The sequence below is a fragment of the Streptomyces sp. NPDC088762 genome (assembly GCF_044750905.1).
In the GTDB taxonomy this organism is placed as follows: Bacteria; Actinomycetota; Actinomycetes; order Streptomycetales; family Streptomycetaceae; genus Streptomyces.
On the sequence record NZ_JBIVKT010000001.1, the window covers coordinates 534,964 to 553,202 of the forward strand.

At 70.6% G+C, this 18,239-nt stretch carries 15 protein-coding genes and 2 tRNA genes; 13 read left to right on the forward strand and 4 right to left on the reverse strand.

Features of this window, described 5'->3' with window-relative positions; genetic code table 11:
• Positions 1 to 501 precede the first annotated feature (501 nt).
• The 10 genes from dnaN to ACIP5M_RS02550 all read left to right on the forward strand — a co-directional run bounded on the left by dnaN (position 502) and on the right by ACIP5M_RS02550 (position 12,530).
• Positions 502 to 1,632, forward strand: coding sequence for a DNA polymerase III subunit beta (dnaN, locus tag ACIP5M_RS02505; RefSeq protein WP_214930797.1), 1,131 nt, complete (start codon positions 502 to 504; stop codon positions 1,630 to 1,632).
• Positions 1,633 to 1,832: 200 nt separating this feature from the next.
• Positions 1,833 to 2,708 carry a phosphogluconate dehydrogenase (NAD(+)-dependent, decarboxylating) gene (gene gnd / locus ACIP5M_RS02510; protein ID WP_401190984.1) on the forward strand — a complete coding sequence of 292 codons (876 nt, stop codon included), beginning with the start codon at positions 1,833 to 1,835 and terminating at the stop codon, positions 2,706 to 2,708.
• Between the two features lie 93 nt (positions 2,709 to 2,801).
• On the forward strand, positions 2,802 to 3,938 hold the full coding sequence (recF, locus tag ACIP5M_RS02515; RefSeq protein WP_401190986.1) for a DNA replication/repair protein RecF: 1,137 nt from the start codon (positions 2,802 to 2,804) through the stop codon (positions 3,936 to 3,938).
• On the forward strand, positions 3,935 to 4,516 hold the full coding sequence (locus tag ACIP5M_RS02520; RefSeq protein ID WP_401190988.1) for a DUF721 domain-containing protein: 582 nt from the start codon (positions 3,935 to 3,937) through the stop codon (positions 4,514 to 4,516). The genes recF and ACIP5M_RS02520 overlap by 4 nt, the downstream gene beginning before the upstream one ends.
• A gap of 862 nt (positions 4,517 to 5,378) precedes the next feature.
• Entirely contained in the window at positions 5,379 to 7,400 is a 2,022-nt protein-coding gene (gene gyrB, locus ACIP5M_RS02525) for a DNA topoisomerase (ATP-hydrolyzing) subunit B (RefSeq protein WP_401191845.1), read from the forward strand.
• A 43-nt stretch (positions 7,401 to 7,443) separates the two neighbouring features.
• On the forward strand, positions 7,444 to 10,038 hold the full coding sequence (gyrA, locus tag ACIP5M_RS02530) for a DNA gyrase subunit A (RefSeq protein WP_401190990.1): 2,595 nt from the start codon (positions 7,444 to 7,446) through the stop codon (positions 10,036 to 10,038).
• 3 nt (positions 10,039 to 10,041) lie between these two features.
• Positions 10,042 to 10,650 (forward strand): DUF3566 domain-containing protein, encoded by a 609-nt coding sequence (locus ACIP5M_RS02535; RefSeq protein ID WP_401190991.1) that lies wholly within the window; start codon positions 10,042 to 10,044, stop codon positions 10,648 to 10,650.
• An 83-nt stretch (positions 10,651 to 10,733) separates the two neighbouring features.
• A tRNA-Ile gene (locus ACIP5M_RS02540) sits at positions 10,734 to 10,807 on the forward strand.
• A 145-nt stretch (positions 10,808 to 10,952) separates the two neighbouring features.
• Positions 10,953 to 11,087 (forward strand): DLW-39 family protein, encoded by a 135-nt coding sequence (locus ACIP5M_RS02545; protein ID WP_208809277.1) that lies wholly within the window; start codon positions 10,953 to 10,955, stop codon positions 11,085 to 11,087.
• A gap of 123 nt (positions 11,088 to 11,210) precedes the next feature.
• Complete coding sequence (locus ACIP5M_RS02550) at positions 11,211 to 12,530, forward strand: hypothetical protein (RefSeq protein WP_401190993.1); 1,320 nt, start codon at positions 11,211 to 11,213, stop codon at positions 12,528 to 12,530.
• Between the two features lie 51 nt (positions 12,531 to 12,581).
• On the opposite strand, the gene ACIP5M_RS02555 is transcribed toward ACIP5M_RS02550, so the two are convergent.
• Both ACIP5M_RS02555 and ACIP5M_RS02560 read right to left on the reverse strand, forming a co-directional pair.
• Positions 12,582 to 13,886: a serine/threonine-protein kinase gene (locus ACIP5M_RS02555; RefSeq protein ID WP_401190995.1), complete on the reverse strand. Its 1,305-nt coding sequence runs from the start codon at positions 13,884 to 13,886 to the stop codon at positions 12,582 to 12,584.
• 43 nt (positions 13,887 to 13,929) lie between these two features.
• Positions 13,930 to 14,478 carry a helix-turn-helix domain-containing protein gene (locus tag ACIP5M_RS02560; RefSeq protein ID WP_401190997.1) on the reverse strand — a complete coding sequence of 183 codons (549 nt, stop codon included), beginning with the start codon at positions 14,476 to 14,478 and terminating at the stop codon, positions 13,930 to 13,932.
• A gap of 162 nt (positions 14,479 to 14,640) precedes the next feature.
• On the opposite strand from ACIP5M_RS02560, the gene ACIP5M_RS02565 reads away from it, so the two are divergent.
• Positions 14,641 to 14,713, forward strand: a tRNA-Ala gene (locus ACIP5M_RS02565).
• 99 nt (positions 14,714 to 14,812) lie between these two features.
• On the opposite strand, the gene ACIP5M_RS02570 is transcribed toward ACIP5M_RS02565, so the two are convergent.
• Together ACIP5M_RS02570 and ACIP5M_RS02575 are read right to left on the reverse strand one after the other, a co-directional pair.
• Positions 14,813 to 15,337, reverse strand: a complete 525-nt coding sequence (locus ACIP5M_RS02570) for a GNAT family N-acetyltransferase (RefSeq protein ID WP_401190999.1) — start codon at positions 15,335 to 15,337, stop codon at positions 14,813 to 14,815.
• Between the two features lie 93 nt (positions 15,338 to 15,430).
• Entirely contained in the window at positions 15,431 to 16,507 is a 1,077-nt protein-coding gene (locus tag ACIP5M_RS02575; RefSeq protein WP_401191001.1) for a hypothetical protein, read from the reverse strand.
• A 151-nt stretch (positions 16,508 to 16,658) separates the two neighbouring features.
• On the opposite strand from ACIP5M_RS02575, the gene ACIP5M_RS02580 reads away from it, so the two are divergent.
• Positions 16,659 to 16,805 carry a hypothetical protein gene (locus tag ACIP5M_RS02580; protein ID WP_401191002.1) on the forward strand — a complete coding sequence of 49 codons (147 nt, stop codon included), beginning with the start codon at positions 16,659 to 16,661 and terminating at the stop codon, positions 16,803 to 16,805.
• 168 nt (positions 16,806 to 16,973) lie between these two features.
• A complete protein-coding gene (locus ACIP5M_RS02585) occupies positions 16,974 to 18,167 on the forward strand; it encodes a peptidogalycan biosysnthesis protein (protein ID WP_401191004.1) in 1,194 nt (397 codons plus the stop codon).
• Positions 18,168 to 18,239: the final 72 nt, after the last annotated feature.

Here is an 18,239-nt window from a genome sequence, read left to right on the forward strand (position 1 = left end):
CCTTCTCCACACCGTTGTCCACTGTTCGGCAACGCGCCACCCCTCCTCACCGCCCGGAGTGAAAGCCGTCACACCAAGGTGGACGTTTGGCTTGTGGAGTACCGGGGGAAAGCTGGGGACACACCTGTGGAGTAGTCGGGGCCTCCTGGGGACGACCTGTGCAGAACTTTTCGTTCTCCACAGGGACACCGTGTTGTCCACCGGTGCCACCCACAGGGTGTGGGGATAAAAAACGCGGGATGACCTGCGAGAACGGGCTTATCCACCGTTTCCACAGGCCCTACTACTACCCCTATGGAGAGTTAGGCCGGTTTCGGTTTTCAAGCAGGCCCTGTGCACAACTCGTCGGTCGGCCGCCCCGGCTCCTCGCTCCCGACTTGACCGCCGGCAGCCACGACTGTCGGCGCCGTACGTCAGACTGGTCCCCGGCATCGGTCGAGGCATCGACGAGCCGACGACGAAGGCCGGCAGACGAGCGAGCAACAGCAGGAGGCGGTTCCGGTGAAGATCCGGGTGGAGCGCGACGTACTCGCGGAGGCGGTGGCCTGGGCTGCCCGCAGCCTCCCGGCCCGGCCGCCCGTGCCCGTTCTCGCGGGCCTGCTGCTCAAGGCCGAGGACGGCACGCTGAGCCTCTCCGGCTTCGACTACGAGGTCTCGGCCCGCGTCTCCGTCGAGGCGGACGTCGAGGAGGACGGCACCGTCCTCGTCTCCGGCCGCCTGCTCGCCGACATCTGCCGCGCCCTCCCCAACCGCCCCGTGGAGATTTCCACAGACGGTGTACGGGCGGTCGTGGTCTGCGGCTCCTCGCGGTTCACACTCCACACCCTGCCTGTGGAGGAATACCCGGCGCTGCCGCAGATGCCGACCGCGACCGGCACCGTCCCCGGTGAGGTCTTCGCCTCCGCCGCCGCCCAGGTCGCCATCGCCGCCGGCCGCGACGACACGCTGCCCGTGCTGACCGGTGTCCGCATCGAGATCGAGGGCGACCGCGTCACCCTCGCCTCCACCGACCGCTACCGCTTCGCGGTCCGCGAGTTCCTGTGGAAGCCGGAGAACCCGGACGCGTCCGCCGTGGCCCTGGTGCCCGCGAAGACGCTCCTGGACACCGCCAAGTCCCTGACCAGCGGTGACACCGTCACCCTGGCGCTGTCGGGCTCCGGCGCCGGTGAGGGCCTCATCGGCTTCGAGGGCGCCGGCCGCCGCACCACCACCCGCCTCCTCGAGGGCGACCTGCCGAAGTACCGCACGCTCTTCCCGACGGAGTTCAACTCCATCGCCGTGATCGAGACCGCCCCGTTCGTCGAGGCCGTCAAGCGCGTGGCCCTCGTCGCCGAGCGCAACACCCCGGTCCGCCTCAGCTTCGAGCAGGGCGTGCTGATCCTCGAGGCCGGTTCCAGCGACGATGCACAGGCTGTGGAGCGTGTGGACGCCAAGCTGGAGGGCGACGACATCTCGATCGCCTTCAACCCGACCTTCCTGCTCGACGGCCTGAGCGCGATCGACTCGCCCGCCGCGCAGCTGAGCTTCACCACGTCCACCAAGCCGGCGCTGCTCAGCGGCCGCCCGGCCGTCGACGCGGAAGCCGACGAGGCGTACAAGTACCTGATCATGCCGGTCCGCCTGTCCGGCTGACGCCCTCGTACGTCGGGCCCGGTCTCGCAGGCTGCGGGCCGGGCCCGACGGCTTTCCCCGCCGCGCCGGGCCACGCCGACGGCCTGCCGCGGGAGCGCCCGTGGGGCCCGCGGGGGCCGCCCGGCGTAGGCTCGGAGCCTGGGTGCCCCCGGAACCGGGGAATCCGGCACAGACGGTCACAACGCTTAAGGAACCACCTGATGGAGCTTGGTCTCGTCGGTCTCGGCAAGATGGGCGGCAACATGCGCGAGCGCATCCGCCGCGCAGGCCACACCGTCATCGGATACGACCGCAACCCGGACCTCGCCGATGTCCACAGCCTGCAGGAGCTTGTGGACAGCCTGCAGGCCCCCCGCGTGGTGTGGGTGATGGTCCCGGCGGGTGCGGCGACGCAGTCCACCGTCGACGAACTGGCGGAGCTGCTCTCGCCCGGCGACATCGTCGTCGACGGCGGCAACTCGCGCTGGACCGACGACGAGAAGCACGCCGAGGAGCTGAAGGCCAAGGGCATCGGCTTCGTCGACTGCGGTGTCTCCGGCGGCGTGTGGGGCCTGGAGAACGGCTACGCCCTCATGTACGGCGGCGACAAGGAGCACGTCGCTGCGGTACAGCCGGTCTTCGACGCCCTCAAGCCGGAGGGCGAGTTCGGCGCCGTGCACGCCGGCAAGGTCGGCGCGGGCCACTTCGCGAAGATGGTCCACAACGGCATCGAGTACGCCATGATGCAGGCCTACGCCGAGGGCTGGGAGCTCCTGGAGAAGGTGGACTCGGTCACCGACGTCCGCGAGGTCTTCCGTTCCTGGCAGGAGGGCACGGTCATCCGTTCCTGGCTGCTGGACCTGGCCGTGAACGCGCTGGACGAGGACGAGCACCTCGAGCAGCTGCGCGGCTTCGCCCAGGACTCGGGCGAGGGCCGCTGGACGGTGGAGGCGGCGATCGACAACGCCGTTCCGCTGCCCGCGATCACGGCCTCGCTGTTCGCGCGGTTCGCGTCCCGTCAGGAGGACTCCCCCCAGATGAAGATGATCGCCGCGCTGCGCAACCAGTTCGGCGGGCACGCGGTGGAGAAGAAGTAGCTCCGGCGCGGTCTTCGCCGTCCTCACGGCGACACAGAGCAGCACAGCGGTAGAGCAGTACAGCAGCAGGAAGCCGGGGGAGGTCGGCGCCGTATGCATGTCTCGCATCTCTCATTGGCCGACTTCCGCTCGTACACCCGGGCCGAGGTCCCCCTCGACCCGGGCGTCACGGCTTTCGTGGGCCCCAACGGCCAGGGCAAGACGAACCTGGTCGAGGCGATCGGATACCTCGCGACGCTGGGCAGCCACCGGGTTTCCTCGGACGCCCCCCTCGTACGGATGGGGGCGGACCGGGCGATCATCCGGGCGGCCGTCACCCAGGGCGAGCGGCAGCAGCTGGTCGAGCTGGAGCTGAATCCCGGGCGGGCGAACCGGGCCCGGATAAACCGGTCCTCGCAGGTCAGACCGCGGGATGTGCTGGGGATCGTACGGACGGTGCTGTTCGCACCGGAGGACCTGGCGCTGGTGAAGGGGGACCCGGGGGAGCGGCGGCGGTTCCTGGACGAGCTCGTCACGGCGCGGTCGCCGCGGATGGCGGGGGTCCGGTCGGACTACGAGCGGGTGCTGAAGCAGCGGAACACGCTGCTGAAGTCGGCGGCGATGGCGCGCCGGCACGGGGGGCGGTCGATGGACCTGTCGACCCTGGACGTGTGGGACCAGCACCTCGCGCGCGCGGGCGCGGAGCTGCTGGCGCAGCGGCTGGATCTGATCGCGACGCTGCTGCCGCTGGCGGACAAGGCGTACGAGCAGCTCGCGCCGGGCGGCGGCCCGCTGGGGCTCTCGTACAAGTCCTCCGCGGGCGAGCCGGTGGACAGCGGGGCGGCGCGCAGCCGCGAGGCGATCTACGAGGTGCTGCTGGCGGCGCTGTCGGAGGTGCGCAAGCAGGAGATCGAGCGGGGCGTGACCCTGGTCGGTCCGCACCGGGACGATCTGCTGCTGCGGCTGGGCGAGCTGCCGGCCAAGGGGTACGCGAGCCACGGGGAGTCGTGGTCGTACGCGCTGGCCCTGCGGCTGGCGTCGTACGAGCTGCTGCGGTCGGAGGGGAACGAGCCGGTGCTGATCCTGGACGACGTGTTCGCGGAGCTGGACGCGCGGCGCCGGGAGCGGCTGGCCGAGCTGGTGGCTCCGGCGGAGCAGGTGCTGGTGACGGCGGCGGTGGACGATGACGTTCCGGGTGTGCTGGTGGGGGCGCGGTTCGGGGTGTCCGGCGGTGAGGTGACCCGGCGGTGAGCGAGCAGGGTGGCGGCGGTCGCGGCGGCGGCCAGGGTGCGGGTCAGGGCGTCGGCCCGGGCAAGGAACCCCGGAAGGTGCCGGAGGCCTCGGGGGTGGACCTGGCGCGGCAGGCGCTGGCCGCGGCGCGGGAGCAGGCGCGGGCCCGGGGGAACGCGGCGGGCGCCGGGCGCAGGCGGCAGCAGCAGCCCGGGCTGCGGTCGGGGGCGCGGGCGGACGGGCGGGACCCGATGCCGTTGATGGCGGCGCTGGACCGGTTGCGCACGGAGCGCGGCTGGGAGATGCCGATGGCGGTGGCGGGCGTGATGGAGCGCTGGCCGGAGATCGTGGGGCCGGAGATCGCGGCGCACTGCGTACCGGAGCGGTACGAGGACCGGGAGCTGGTGGTGCGGTGTGACTCTTCGGCGTGGGCGGCGCAGCTGAAGCTGTTGGCTCCGCAGTTGGTGGCGCGGCTGAACGCGGAGCTGGGGCAGGGGACGGTGCGGATGATCCAGGTGCGGGGGCCTGGGGGGCGGCCCAAGCCGTACGGGCCCTGGCGGGCGCCGGGGGGTTCGGGGCCGGGCGACACGTACGGGTAGCCCCCGGCGGTGCCGGTCCCGGGGGCTGCCCCGGACCCCGCTCCTCAAGCGCCGGAGGGGCTGGATGGGGCCGGTCTGGCTGGGTTGGTGCGGGTCCAGGATTCGGGGCTCCGCCCCGGGCCCCGCGCCTCAAGCGCCGGCGAGGCTGGGTTTGGCCGTGCCGTGGCTGGATGGGGCCGGTCTGGCTGGGTTGGTGCGGGTCCAGGATTCGGGGCTCCGCCCCGGGCCCCGCGCCTCAAGCGCCGGCGAGGCTGGATTTGGTCCCGTCGTGGCTGGGTTGGGGCCTGCTGTGGCTGGGTTCGGCCCCCTGAGCCCGGATCTGGGTTTGGGGGGAGCCGGGAGGGTCGGGCGGTGGGCTGGATGTGGCCGGTCTGGCTGGTTTGGTGCGGCTCAGGGATTCGGGGCTCCGCCCCGGGCCCCGCGCCTCAAGCGCCGGCGGGGCTGGGTTGGCCGCGACGTGGCTGGGTTGGGGTCCGTCGTGGCTGGGTTTGGCCCCGCCGTGGCTGGGTTTGGGGCCGTCGTGGGTGGGCTTGGTCTCACTGGGGTGGTTCGGTCCCGGGGGGCTCGTTCGGTCCTGTCGGCGGGGGTGGGGCGGGTGGTGTCCCTCACGGTAGTCGGAGGTTGACAGGCCGAGGGGCTGGGTGCCCGTGTGAGCCTCTTTGAGCCCCTTCCCGGATATGGGGAGTCGGAGAGTGGCGGTTCAGGGCGGCACATGCGGACTCAGGTACCGGCAAACCCCCATTCATGTCCGTGGTACCGGTAGACTGGAGGAAATCCCGCCCGTTCGCGGGATCACGCAGACAACGCAGATCGACGCGGCCGCTCCTCCGGCGCACACGCTGGTCCGGGAGTACGGGCTGCGCTGTGCCAGAAAGGGCGCTTCGTGGCCGATTCCGGCGACTCCAACGAGAAGAATTACGACGCCAGTGCGATCCAGGTCCTCGAGGGCCTGGACGCGGTCCGCAAGCGGCCCGGCATGTACATCGGCTCGACCGGTGAGCGAGGTCTGCACCACCTCGTCCAGGAAGTCGTCGACAACTCCGTCGACGAGGCCATGGCCGGGCACGCGGACACCATCGACGTCACGATCCTCGCCGACGGCGGCGTCCGCGTCGTCGACAACGGTCGCGGCATCCCGGTCGGCATCGTGCCCTCCGAGGGCAAGCCGGCCGTCGAGGTCGTCCTGACCGTCCTGCACGCGGGCGGCAAGTTCGGCGGCGGCGGCTACGCCGTCTCCGGCGGTCTGCACGGTGTGGGTGTGTCCGTCGTCAACGCCCTGTCGACCAAGGTCGCGGTCGAGGTCAAGACCGACGGCTACCGCTGGACCCAGGACTACAAGCTCGGTGTCCCGACCGCGGCGCTGGCGCGGAACGAGGAGACCGACGAGCACGGCACGTCGGTGACGTTCTGGGCCGACCCGGACATCTTCGAGACGACCGAGTACTCCTTCGAGACGCTGTCGCGGCGCTTCCAGGAGATGGCCTTCCTCAACAAGGGCCTGACGATCTCGCTGACGGACGAGCGCGAGTCGGCGAAGGCCACCGTGGGCGCGGACGACCCCGACGCGGACGTGGCCGAGCCCACGGCCCGCACGGTGAAGTACTACTACGAGGGCGGCATCGTCGACTTCGTGAAGTACCTCAACTCGCGCAAGGGCGAGCTGATCCACCCGACCGTCATCGACGTCGAGGCCGAGGACAAGGAGCGCATGCTCTCGGTCGAGATCGCGATGCAGTGGAACTCGCAGTACACCGAGGGCGTCTACTCCTTCGCGAACACGATCCACACGCACGAGGGCGGCACCCACGAGGAGGGCTTCCGCGCGGCGCTGACCGGTCTGGTCAACCGCTACGCGCGCGACAAGAAGCTGCTCCGCGAGAAGGACGACAACCTCGCCGGCGAGGACATCCGCGAGGGCCTGACGGCGATCATCTCGGTCAAGCTGGGCGAGCCGCAGTTCGAGGGCCAGACGAAGACCAAGCTGGGCAACACGGAGGCCAAGACCTTCGTGCAGAAGGTCGTCCATGAGCACCTCAACGACTGGTTCGACCGCAACCCGGTCGAGGCCGCGGACATCGTGCGCAAGGCCATCCAGGCCGCCACGGCGCGCGTCGCGGCCCGCAAGGCCCGCGACCTGACCCGCCGCAAGGGCCTGCTGGAGAGCGCCTCGCTGCCGGGCAAGCTGTCCGACTGCCAGTCGAACGACCCGACCAAGTGCGAGATCTTCATCGTCGAGGGTGACTCCGCCGGCGGCAGCGCGAAGTCCGGCCGCAACCCGATGTACCAGGCCATCCTGCCCATCCGCGGCAAGATCCTGAACGTCGAGAAGGCCCGTATCGACAAGATCCTCCAGAACACCGAGGTCCAGGCGCTGATCAGCGCCTTCGGCACCGGCGTGCACGAGGACTTCGACATCGAGAAGCTCCGCTATCACAAGATCATCCTGATGGCGGACGCCGACGTCGACGGCCAGCACATCAACACCCTGCTGCTGACCTTCCTCTTCCGCTTCATGCGGCCGCTGGTCGAGGCCGGGCACGTGTACCTCTCGCGTCCGCCGCTCTACAAGATCAAGTGGGGCCGGGACGACTTCGAGTACGCGTACTCGGACCGCGAGCGCGATGCCCTGGTCGAGCTCGGCAAGCAGAACGGCAAGCGGATCAAGGAAGACTCGATCCAGCGCTTCAAGGGTCTGGGCGAGATGAACGCCGAGGAGCTGCGCGTCACCACCATGGACGTGGACCACCGCGTCCTCGGCCAGGTCACGCTGGACGACGCGGCGCAGGCCGACGACCTGTTCTCGGTGCTGATGGGCGAGGACGTCGAGGCACGTCGCTCCTTCATCCAGCGCAACGCCAAGGACGTCCGCTTCCTCGACATCTGAGTCGGCTCCGCTGACCGCCGCCTGAAAGGACTTCTGACCAGCAATGGCCGACGAAACCACCCCCACCGCAGAGACCCCCGCGGAGGAGCAGCCCGTGCTGCGCATCGAGCCCGTCGGGCTCGAGACGGAGATGCAGCGCTCCTACCTCGACTACGCGATGTCCGTCATCGTCTCGCGTGCGCTGCCCGACGTGCGCGACGGCCTCAAGCCGGTGCACCGCCGCGTGCTGTACGCGATGTACGACGGCGGCTACCGGCCCGAGAAGGGCTTCTACAAGTGCGCCCGCGTCGTCGGCGACGTCATGGGCACCTACCACCCGCACGGTGACTCCTCGATCTACGACGCGCTGGTCCGCCTGGCCCAGCCGTGGTCGATGCGCATGCCGCTGGTGGACTCGAACGGCAACTTCGGCTCTCCGGGCAACGACCCGGCGGCCGCGATGCGCTACACCGAGTGCAAGCTCATGCCGCAGGCCATGGAGATGCTCCGGGACATCGACGAGGAGACCGTCGACTTCACGGACAACTACGACGGCCGCAACCAGGAGCCGACGGTCCTGCCGGCGCGCTTCCCGAACCTGCTCGTCAACGGCTCCGCCGGCATCGCCGTCGGCATGGCCACCAACATCCCGCCGCACAACCTGCGCGAGGTCGCGGCCGGCGCCCAGTGGGCGCTGGAGCACCCGGAGGCCACGCACGAGGAGCTGCTGGACGCGCTCCTGGAGCGGATCAAGGGCCCGGACTTCCCCTCGGGCGCCCTGGTCGTGGGCCGCAAGGGCATCGAGGAGGCGTACCGGACCGGTCGCGGCTCCATCACGATGCGCGCGGTGGTGGAGGTCGAGGAGATCCAGAACCGCCAGTGCCTGGTGGTCACGGAACTCCCGTACCAGACCAACCCGGACAACCTCGCGCAGAAGATCGCCGACCTGGTGAAGGACGGCAAGATCGGCGGCATCGCCGACGTCCGCGACGAGACCTCGTCGCGGACCGGCCAGCGCCTGGTGATCGTCCTCAAGCGCGACGCGGTCGCCAAGGTCGTGCTGAACAACCTGTACAAGCACACCGACCTGCAGACGAACTTCGGCGCGAACATGCTGGCCCTGGTGGACGGCGTGCCGCGCACGCTGTCGATCGACGCCTTCATCCGCCACTGGGTACAGCACCAGATCGAGGTCATCGTCCGGCGCACGCGCTTCCGCCTGCGCAAGGCGGAGGAGCGCGCCCACATCCTGCGCGGTCTGCTCAAGGCCCTGGACGCGATCGACGAGGTCATCGCGCTGATCCGGCGCAGCAACACCGTCGAGATCGCGCGCGAGGGCCTGATGGGCCTGCTGGAGATCGACGAGATCCAGGCGAACGCCATCCTCGAGATGCAGCTCCGCCGCCTCGCGGCCCTGGAGCGGCAGAAGATCGTCGCCGAGCACGACGAGCTCCAGGCCAAGATCAACGAGTACAACGCGATCCTGGCCTCGGAGGACCGTCAGCGCTCCATCGTGAGCGAGGAACTGGCGGCGATCGTCGAGAAGTTCGGCGACGACCGGCGTTCCAAGCTGGTTCCCTTCGACGGGGACATGTCCATCGAGGACCTGATCGCCGAAGAGGACATCGTCGTCACGATCACGCACGGCGGCTACGTCAAGCGGACCAAGACCGAGGACTACCGCTCGCAGAAGCGCGGCGGCAAGGGCGTGCGCGGCACGAAGCTGAAGCAGGACGACCTGGTCGACCACTTCTTCGTCTCCACCACGCACCACTGGCTGCTGTTCTTCACGAACAAGGGCCGGGTCTACCGCTCCAAGGCGTACGAGCTGCCGGACGCCGGCCGGGACGCACGCGGGCAGCACGTGGCGAACCTGCTGGCCTTCCAGCCGGACGAGAAGATCGCCCAGATCCTCGCGATCCGCGACTACGAGGCGGCGCCCTACCTGATCCTGGCCACCAAGGGCGGCCTGGTGAAGAAGACGGCGCTCAAGGACTACGACTCGCCCCGTTCGGGTGGCGTCATCGCGATCAACCTCCGGGAGACCGAGGATGGCGGCGACGACGAGCTGATCGGCGCCGAGCTGGTGTCCGCCGAGGACGACCTGCTGCTGATCAGCAAGAAGGCGCAGTCGATCCGCTTCACGGCGACCGACGACGCGCTGCGCCCGATGGGCCGCGCCACCTCGGGCGTGAAGGGCATGAGTTTCCGCGAAGGTGACGAACTGCTCTCCATGAGCGTTGTGCGGCCGGGTACGTTCGTCTTCACCGCGACCGACGGCGGCTACGCCAAGCGGACGCCGGTCGACGAGTACCGCGTCCAGGGTCGCGGCGGTCTGGGCATCAAGGCCGCCAAGATCGTGGAGGACCGCGGGTCCCTCGTCGGGGCGCTCGTGGTGGACGAAACGGACGAGATTCTCGCCATCACGCTCAGCGGTGGTGTGATTCGTACGCGCGTCAACGAAGTCAGGGAGACCGGCCGTGACACCATGGGCGTCCAGCTGATCAACCTGGGCAAGCGCGATGCCGTGGTCGGCATCGCCCGCAACGCCGAGGCCGGTCAGGAAGCTGACGAGGTCGACGAGATCGAGGCAGCCGAGGGACAGGCCGCCGAGGCCGCCGAGGGCACCGAGCCCTCGGCTGGGGAGCACGAGGAGTAAGTCGTGAGTGGAGCCACGGGCGCCGGACCGGCCGAGACTGGAGAGAACGGTGCCCGTGGCCCCGCCGCGGACTCCCAAGGGGGAATCGTGACGGATACCCGAGGCCCGCAGGCGCAGCCGCCCGCGCAGCCGTACCAAGCGCCGCAGGCCTACCCGGCGCCCTCGGGCCCGGCGGCCCCCCGGGGCGGCGGACAGGCTGCCGGCCAGCGCAAGCCGCGTACGGGGGCCCGTATGACCCCCAGGACGCGCAAGGCGCGGCTGCGGGTGGCCAAGGCCGACCCGTGGTCGGTGATGAAGGTCAGCTTCCTGCTGTCGATCGCGCTGGGCATCTGCACGATCGTGGCGGCGGCGGTGCTGTGGATGGTCATGGACGCGATGGGCGTCTTCTCGACCGTCGGCGGCACGATCAGCGAGGCGACCGGCTCGAACGAGAGCAACGGCTTCGACCTCCAGTCGTTCCTGTCGCTGCCGCGCGTCCTGATCTTCACGTCGGTCATCGCCGTGATCGACGTGGTGCTGGCGACCGCTCTGGCCACGCTCGGCGCGTTCATCTACAACCTGTCGGCGGGCTTCGTCGGCGGTGTGGAGCTGACGCTCGCCGAGGACGAGTGACCTGCGCAGACGCTCGGCAGGAACGGATTTTGGACCTCCCGGGTCTGTGCGCTAACCTTCAGGAGTCAGCGCGCAGCGCGGATGGGGCTATAGCTCAGTTGGTTAGAGCGCATCCCTGATAAGGATGAGGCCACAGGTTCAAATCCTGTTAGCCCCACAGTGTCGAAGACCCCCAGGCCCAAGGCCTGGGGGTCTTCGCCGTTGGGCCAGTTGGTGGGTCGCCAGGTCACCGATCGGTATCGGTCGGTGTGTATTGTTGGGCGCCAGAAGTCCCCTACGTCAACGAAAGACGAGGTCGCGCGGTGAAGAAGCTGCTCCTGGTCGCACTGGCCGCCATCGGCGGGCTCCTCGTGTACCGCCAGATCCAGGCGGACCGCGCCGAGCAGGACCTGTGGACGGAGGCAACCGACTCCGTGCCCTCTGGTTCCGGCGTGTGAGACCCGAAGGCTGATCACATGGAGCCCCGGCTGCCGCTGCGGTCGGGGCTTTGTGCTGTTCTGTGACAAAAACTTACGGTATGCAAAGATTTGGCTTGCGCTAGCAAACTCGGGGTGGGCGTAATGGGTCGGGTACGGAGAACTTCGCTCGCGGGGGCGGCGGCCCTCGCGCTGGCGGCCGCCGCGCTGCCGGCAGTGGCTCACGCCGGACCGACGGCGCCGCAGCCGGTGCCGACGTACCAAGCGGCCACGGGCGCCAAGGCCGTCGAGGGCAAGCAGTCCACGGCGGACGCCCCGCTGCTGGAGGCGGGGAACACCTACGAGGACACGCTGGCGCCCGGGGAGCGCGTGTACCGGCTCAACCTGAAGAACGACCGGTCCCACGTCTACGTCTCCGCCGTGGCCCGACCCGGCCCGGGCACCAAGGTCTCCTACGGCGACGGCATCGAGGTGGAGATCATGACCACCGCCGGCAAGTCCTGCCCGGACAGCGCCGGCCGTGCGAGCCTCGGCTACGACCCGGCACCCGTCAGCGCCGCCGGCGTCCGGCGGGGCGACGAGGACCACGACTGCGCCGCGGCCGGCGTCTACTACGCCAAGGTGACCCGTACGTCGGCCAAGGGCTCCGACCAGAGCCCCTGGCCGCTCGAACTTCGGGTCCAGCGCGAACCCGGCCGTGCCACGGGAGGCCCGACCACCGCGCCCAGCGCCTGGCCCTCGGGCACCCCGGCCGCCCTTCCCGGCTCCGAGGCGGTCGGCCGCGCCGGCGGGACCGGCTTCAACGACGCCCGGGCGCTGGGCGCGGGCGTGTGGCGGGACGAACTGCGGCCCGGGCAGACCCGGTTCTACCGGGTGCCGCTGGACTGGGGACAGCAGCTGGGCCTCAGCGCGGAGCTGGCCAAGGCCAGGATGACCAAGCAGTTCGGCTCCGCCTCGGGCGGTCTCGCGGTCACGCTCTACAGCCCGTACCGCGGTCCGGTCGCGGCCAAGGACACCTCCTACGACGGGCAGCAGGCCGCGGTCACGCTGGAGAAGACCCCGCCGGTGGCCTACGAGAACCGCTACGCGAGCGACCGCGACGTGCAGCCCGTCGGGATCGCCGGCTGGTACTACATCGCCGTGACCATGGGCGGCAAGGTCGCCGAGTTCACCGAGGACGCGACTCCCGTGCCGCTGACCCTGCGCATGGCGATCACCGGCACCCCGGCCAAGGCGCCCGCGTACGCGGAGGGCCTGGCCGCGGGCGGCTTCGGGGTCGGGGACGGTGACCGGGCCGCGGCCGAGCAGGGGCTCACCGCCCCCGAGGCCGCGGAGGCGGCCGGGAGGCACTCCGCGATGCGGGTGGTGGCGGGCGCCGGCTTCGGCACCGGGACGCTGCTGCTGCTCGTGCTGGGCGGATGGTTCCTGCTGGCCCGGCGCAGCCGCGGGGCCACGGCCGGCTGAGGGCCCCGACGCCGGCGGGAACGCCGGTGCCGTCCCGGCGGGGCCGCGCGGCTACAGCTGGGTGAGGGCCCAGACGCCGACCGCGAAGCAGAGCAGTGCCGCGGCGAGGATCCCGGCCGTGACCTTCGGGGGCGGCGGGGCCAGTCCGCCGCCGCGGGCCGCGGGGAGCGCGGCCGTCGCCTGCTCGGGCACGACGGGGGGCGGCAGGTGGAAGCTGCCCGTCTCCGAGGGCCCGTACGAGGGACCGTACGGGGACGCCTGGGCCGGGACCGTCCCGTACGGGGCCGGCGCGCCCGCCGGGGCGGGCGGTGCGGCCGGGGCGCCGTGGCCGGGAGCCGCCACCGCGCCCGCCGGGCCGCGGGGGTCGGTGCGGGTGGGCTCCGCCGACACCGCCACCGTGGGAGGGGCGGCGGCGGAGGCGGAGAGGGCCGTGGAACCGATCGGAGCACTGCCGTCCGGCAGCCCGGCGGCGGCCGTCAGGGGTCCCTGGGGGCCGAAGCCGGGCGGGAGCGGACCGAGTTGGTCGAACACCTCCACCGGATCCTCGTCCGGGGCGGGCGGCGGCAGCAGTTCCACGGCCTCGGCGAGCGCCTTGCGCGCCCCTGTGGCCGTCTTGAACCGGCTCTGGGGATCGGGCAGCAGCAGGCCCGCGATGACGTCCCACAGCGGCGCGGGAACGCCCTCGGGGGCGCCGGGGGTGCCGTGGGCGAGGAAGTGCTCCACGAGGGCCTGCGAGTCGGGCTTGCGGCCCTGGAGGAGGTACAGGGCGACCAGCCCGACGGCGAAGAGGTCGGCGGGGAAGTCGGGCTCGGCGCCCAGCAGTTGCTCGGGGGCGAAGTAACCGGGCGTGCCGACGACGTAGTTGGTCTCCGTCAGCCGGGGCTCGCCCTTGCGCATGGAGATCCCGAAGTCGGACAGCCGCAGGTGCGGCCGCCCGGTTCCGGTGGCCTCCATCAGGATGTTGGCCGGTTTGATGTCGCGGTGGACGACGCCTTCCGCGTGCACCGCCGCCAAGCCCGACAGGAGCTGGTCGAGCAGGGTGCAGACGAAGCGGGGCGGGAGGGGACCGTAGTCCCCGATCACGTGGCCGAGGGAGCCGCCGCTGACCAGGTCCATGGTGAACAGGACCTTGTCGTCGTCGGCCGCCCAGCTGGCGGGGGCCAGTACGTGCGGGTGATCGATCCGCAGCGCCTGTTCCCGTACGAACCGCAGGAGCGTGTGGGCGTCGCTCTGGAGGAGGACCTTGGCCGCCACGTAACGGCGGCGCCGGTGGTCCCAGGCGCGCCACACCGCGCCGGCGCCCCCGCGCCCGATCGGGTCGATCAACTCGTACCGACCGGCGAAGACCTCACCCATCGCTGTGCCCGTCCCCCGTCACCCGTTGTCCGTGTCGTGCGCGTCAGTTCTGGTGGGCTTCGTAGTGGGCGACCGCTTCGGCGGTGCGGCCCGCGCCGTAGACCCGGAGGAACTCTGCCAGTTCCGGATGGCTGGGGGCGAGGCTGTCCGCCGCGTCGATGATGTCGCCGGCAGCGGAGACCGAGCGCAGCAGCGACTGGATCTCGCGGACGACCCGCTTGACGGTGGGAGCGCCCGAGCCGGTGGCGGTCTGGCCGCTGTTGCTGAGGACGGAGCCTCCCTGGGTCCTCTTGATCTCGTCCATCCGGTCGGTGGCCTCCGCGGCGCTGACGCTGCCGTCGGCCACCTGGCCGGCGAGGTCCTGGAGGGCCTGGACCCGCTGCACCACGGCCGGGTTCCCGATCTTGGCGCGCTGGCCGCTCATCAGCTGGGACAGCATGGGCGCCGACAGTCCGAGGACGGCAGCGAGGCGAGCCTGGTTCAAGCCGAGGTCATCTATGAGCCGGCGGAAGAGCGCGCCCAGCGGCTCCCCGTACCAGCTGCGCTGAAGCTCTCTGGCTCTGGCCGTGGCCTCTTGTTGTACTGCGTCCACTCTTCCTACTCCCCTTCGCTGGTGCGAACCTCGCGAGCATCTTACGGAGAGTGGTCGCGGGGCGGGAGTCCCTATCATTTTGCGGGATGAGGGGGTACACCCGGTACTCTGTTCTGCGGAACGGCCGTTCCCTGCACGGGGGACAGGCGTGTCCGGATCCACGGGGCCTTAGCTCAGTTGGTAGAGCGCTGCCTTTGCAAGGCAGATGTCAGGAGTTCGAATCTCCTAGGCTCCACAGATGAACCCCTCTGAACTGCGGAAACGCAGGGCAGAGGGGTTCTTTCGTGGTCCCGGTGGTCCGGGCCGGCCGCGGCGGGACCCGGCTCCGGTGGTCTCAGAGGGCGATCCAGTAGCGGCGCTTGGGACCGATGAGGGTGTCGCGGACGTCCTCGAGGACGCCGCCGTTGCGCTCGATCGTGCGCACGGACGCGGCGTTGCCGGGGTCGCAGGTCAGCAGGACCCGGTCCATGCCCATGATCCGTGCCTCGTGGAGCACCGCGCCCAGCGCCCAGGTGGCCAGCCCGTGCCCTCGTGCCGAGGGGCGGACGCTGTAGCCGATGTGGCCGCCCGCGTCGAGCAGGAAGGCGTTCAGGTGGTGGCGCAGGTCGATGGCGCCGAGGAAGGTGTCGTCCTCCGCGATCCACCAGTACGTCGCGTGCACGCGGCCCTGCTCGACCGGCACCGTGCGGTCGGCGTACCGGTGGAGCCGCTCCACCCACGCCGCGAACCCGCCGGGGCTCTCCACGTCGTCGTCGGAGCCGAGGCCGGCCCCGTCCATGTGCGCGTCGTCGCCCCATTCGGCCCGGGCCGCGAGCCAGGAGGCGTGCAGGCGGGGGGTGGGCGTGAGGAGCTCGGGCATGGTGCGGACGATAACAGCCGGGTCTTCCCCCCTGACCCGGTGCCGTGACCGGTACCGGCCTACGCGGGCAGGGGGGTGTGCACGGGCCTCCCGTCAGCCGTCCAGCCAGCCGCAGCGGCGGGCGTAGCTGCCGGCCTGGAAGCGGCTCTCCGCACCCAGCTCGTTCATCAGGTCGGTGACGTGCCGGCGGTAGGTGCTGGTGGACATGGAGAGCCGGCGGGCCGCCATCTCGTCCTTCATCCCCGACTCCAGCAGCCGGACGATGGAGCGCCGCAGCTCGTCCTTGGCGGAGCCGTAGCCCACGCCGCTCGGCGCGGAGGTGAAGGGGCGGGCCGAGTCCCAGGTGCTCTCCCAGGCCCGGTAGAGGTGGTCGACCAGCGAGGGGTCGCGAATGGCCACGGCGGCCTCGCCCCCGGAATTGCGGCGGTCCGCGATGATGGCGGTCTCCCAGTCGAAGAAAATAATTCGGTCCGGGATGTGACCGGTGGTGCGGACCTGTGCCCCGAGGGCCACCATTTTCGTCAGGTGCTGCTGCATGTATTGGTGGGCGAGCACGGAATGCGGATAGAGCGTGCGCATCACAATTCCCCGGTCTATTACCTCCGCCGTTCGCGCCAATCCCTCCTCGAGTGCTTCCTGAGGGGGAAGCCGGGGATGTGCGGCCGCGACCTCCGTGCGGACTCCTGCGGAAAGCCGCTCCAAAGTGGAGCGGACGGTGTCCAGAAGAGTGAGGTGCTCGATCGGATTCCGCATGAAATGACTCTGCCAGGATTCCTCGAATACCGACTTCATGGTCATTACATGGTTGCGCAGCCGCTCGGCCTCCCGGTGGCGCTTCTGGATGTCGGCCTCGATCGGGCCGACCAGGTGGGCCGCCGCCGCGTCCGGGCTCGCGGGCAGGTACCCGGGGGCGTCGGGCCCCTCGGGGTGGTCCCGGCCGGCCGGCGCGGCGGGGTCTTCGGCCGGTTGCCGATCGACCCACTCCGGCCGCAACAGGTGGAGTTGGGCCAAGTCCCGTACGGCTGCGTCGACGTCGGCCAGGGGGACGCCCATGCGCATGGCGGCCTTGGCCGGGTCCAGGCGGCCCTGCTCGAGTGCCCATTGGTAGAGGGCGACGTGCAGGTCTCCGAGGGGTGGGGTGCCACTTACCTCCGAGGTTGATTTGTCCATCTTCGTACCCTTCGCGGGTGAGTGCTAGTCACTTACCACTTCTCGTCACCAGGGGTTGCCTGGCGCGTAGTACGTCGAGTCCGGCACGGTTGCACCAGCGGCCGGAAACGGGCGCCGCCGAAAGCTACAGCAGACTAAAAGGGGTTCGTCCGTGAAGCTCAAGTTCGTCGCACTGTCGCTCATTTCGCTCCTTTCCGTCGGTGGCCTCGGCTTCACCGCATCGCCCGCCTCCGCCGCCGTTCCGGCGGACACGGGGGCGACGGTCACGACCGGCGCGGACGACATCATTTGGCACTAGCCCCGGGGTCCGCAACGGAGGGGAATAGCAGAGTCCGGCTAGAGAAAGTGACGGGGAGATGAATAAGCGTTTCGGCTCGATCGCGTGGGGAAGTCTGTCCCAATATCTGGACAAAGTCGAGGGTGTTTCAAGATCTGGACCCCGGCTTCTCGGTGGTGGAGACAGACCGTGAGCGCCCTCTCCGCCTTCGACAGCCTCAGCGGCGGCCTGCCCCGCGAGGACTGGGACGCCCTGGCCGGAAACCGGCTCTACTCCTCCTACGACTGGCTGCGGTTCTGCGCCACCGACATCGGCGGCCGGACGGCCACCGGTGCGGTGCACGCGGCCGGCGCGGCCGTCAGCGTCACCGCCGTCGCGCAGGAGCCCAACCCCTTCTACCAGTGGAACACCCAGCTCACGGCGCGGGGACTGCCCGCGCCCGATGCGGCCGGCCTGCTCGTCGGCCAGCGCCGGGGTTACCAGACCCACCTGCTCACCCCCGGCGGAGTCACCGCGGACAGCGCGGCGCCGGCCCTGCTCGACGGGGTCCGCTCACTCGCCGCCGAACTGGCCGGAAGTGAACTGCTCGACGGCGCCTTCGGCGGTCCCGCCGGGGCTGACGGCCCCCTCCCGTGCGTCGCGAGCTTCGTCGGCACCCCCGACGTCCGGTCCCTCCGCGCGGCCGGCGTACGGACCCTGCCGGTCCTCCTCACGACGGACGCCTGGGTCTCCATCCCCGAGGGAGGCTGGGAGGAGTGGCTCCGGCAGCTGCCCTCGAAGGGCCGCAGGGACTCCGTCAAGCAGGAGGTCAAGGCGTTCGCCGCGGCGGGCTACGACATCACTCGAGAACCGCTGGAGGACTGCTACCGGCAGGCCGCGGATTTGCTCGCCGGCACGCAGAAGCGATACGGGCATTCCTACGACTTGCATGTGCTCAGCGAGTCCTTCCGCCTTCAGGGCGCCGCCATGGGAGCCAAGGCGCAGGTGCTCTTCTGTGCCCGCTCCGGTGAGCCTCCGGTCGGTTTCTGTCTCTTCTATATCCACGGCGACGCGCTGTTCGTCCGAGCGGTCGGCTTCGACTACGAACGGTTGATCCGCGGTGCCGCGGAGTATTTCAACCTCGTGTACTACGCCGCCGTCCGCATAGCCGCCGAGAATGGCCTGCGGTGGCTGGCCCCGGGAATCGAATCCGCCGACGCCAAGGCGCTGCGCGGGGCGCGGCTGCGCCCGCTGTGGCTGCTCGACCTGTCGGAGCGGAGCGTCCTGCTCGGCCGCGACGACGAGGTCCGCGCCTACAACGCCGCCGAGTTGAGCCGGCTCTCCGCCCTCTCCCCGGCGGTCTCCAAGGCGCTGGAACACGACCTCTACGCGCCCTTCTGCTGACCCCGGACCGACCGCCGGACCCGACTGCCCCGGGCGGCCCCACCACCCCGCCGTGCCGACGGGCTCCGCCAT

Coding starts and splice junctions, on each gene's coding strand:
- gnd (WP_401190984.1), top strand. CDS start 1,833: ATGGAGCTTGGTCTCGTCGGTCTCGGCAAGATGGGCGGCAACATGCGC.
- recF (WP_401190986.1), top strand. CDS start 2,802: ATGCATGTCTCGCATCTCTCATTGGCCGACTTCCGCTCGTACACCCGG.
- gyrA (WP_401190990.1), top strand. CDS start 7,444: ATGGCCGACGAAACCACCCCCACCGCAGAGACCCCCGCGGAGGAGCAG.
- ACIP5M_RS02550 (WP_401190993.1), top strand. CDS start 11,211: ATGGGTCGGGTACGGAGAACTTCGCTCGCGGGGGCGGCGGCCCTCGCG.
- ACIP5M_RS02555 (WP_401190995.1), bottom strand. CDS start 13,886: ATGGGTGAGGTCTTCGCCGGTCGGTACGAGTTGATCGACCCGATCGGG.
- ACIP5M_RS02570 (WP_401190999.1), bottom strand. CDS start 15,337: ATGCCCGAGCTCCTCACGCCCACCCCCCGCCTGCACGCCTCCTGGCTC.
- ACIP5M_RS02575 (WP_401191001.1), bottom strand. CDS start 16,507: ATGGACAAATCAACCTCGGAGGTAAGTGGCACCCCACCCCTCGGAGAC.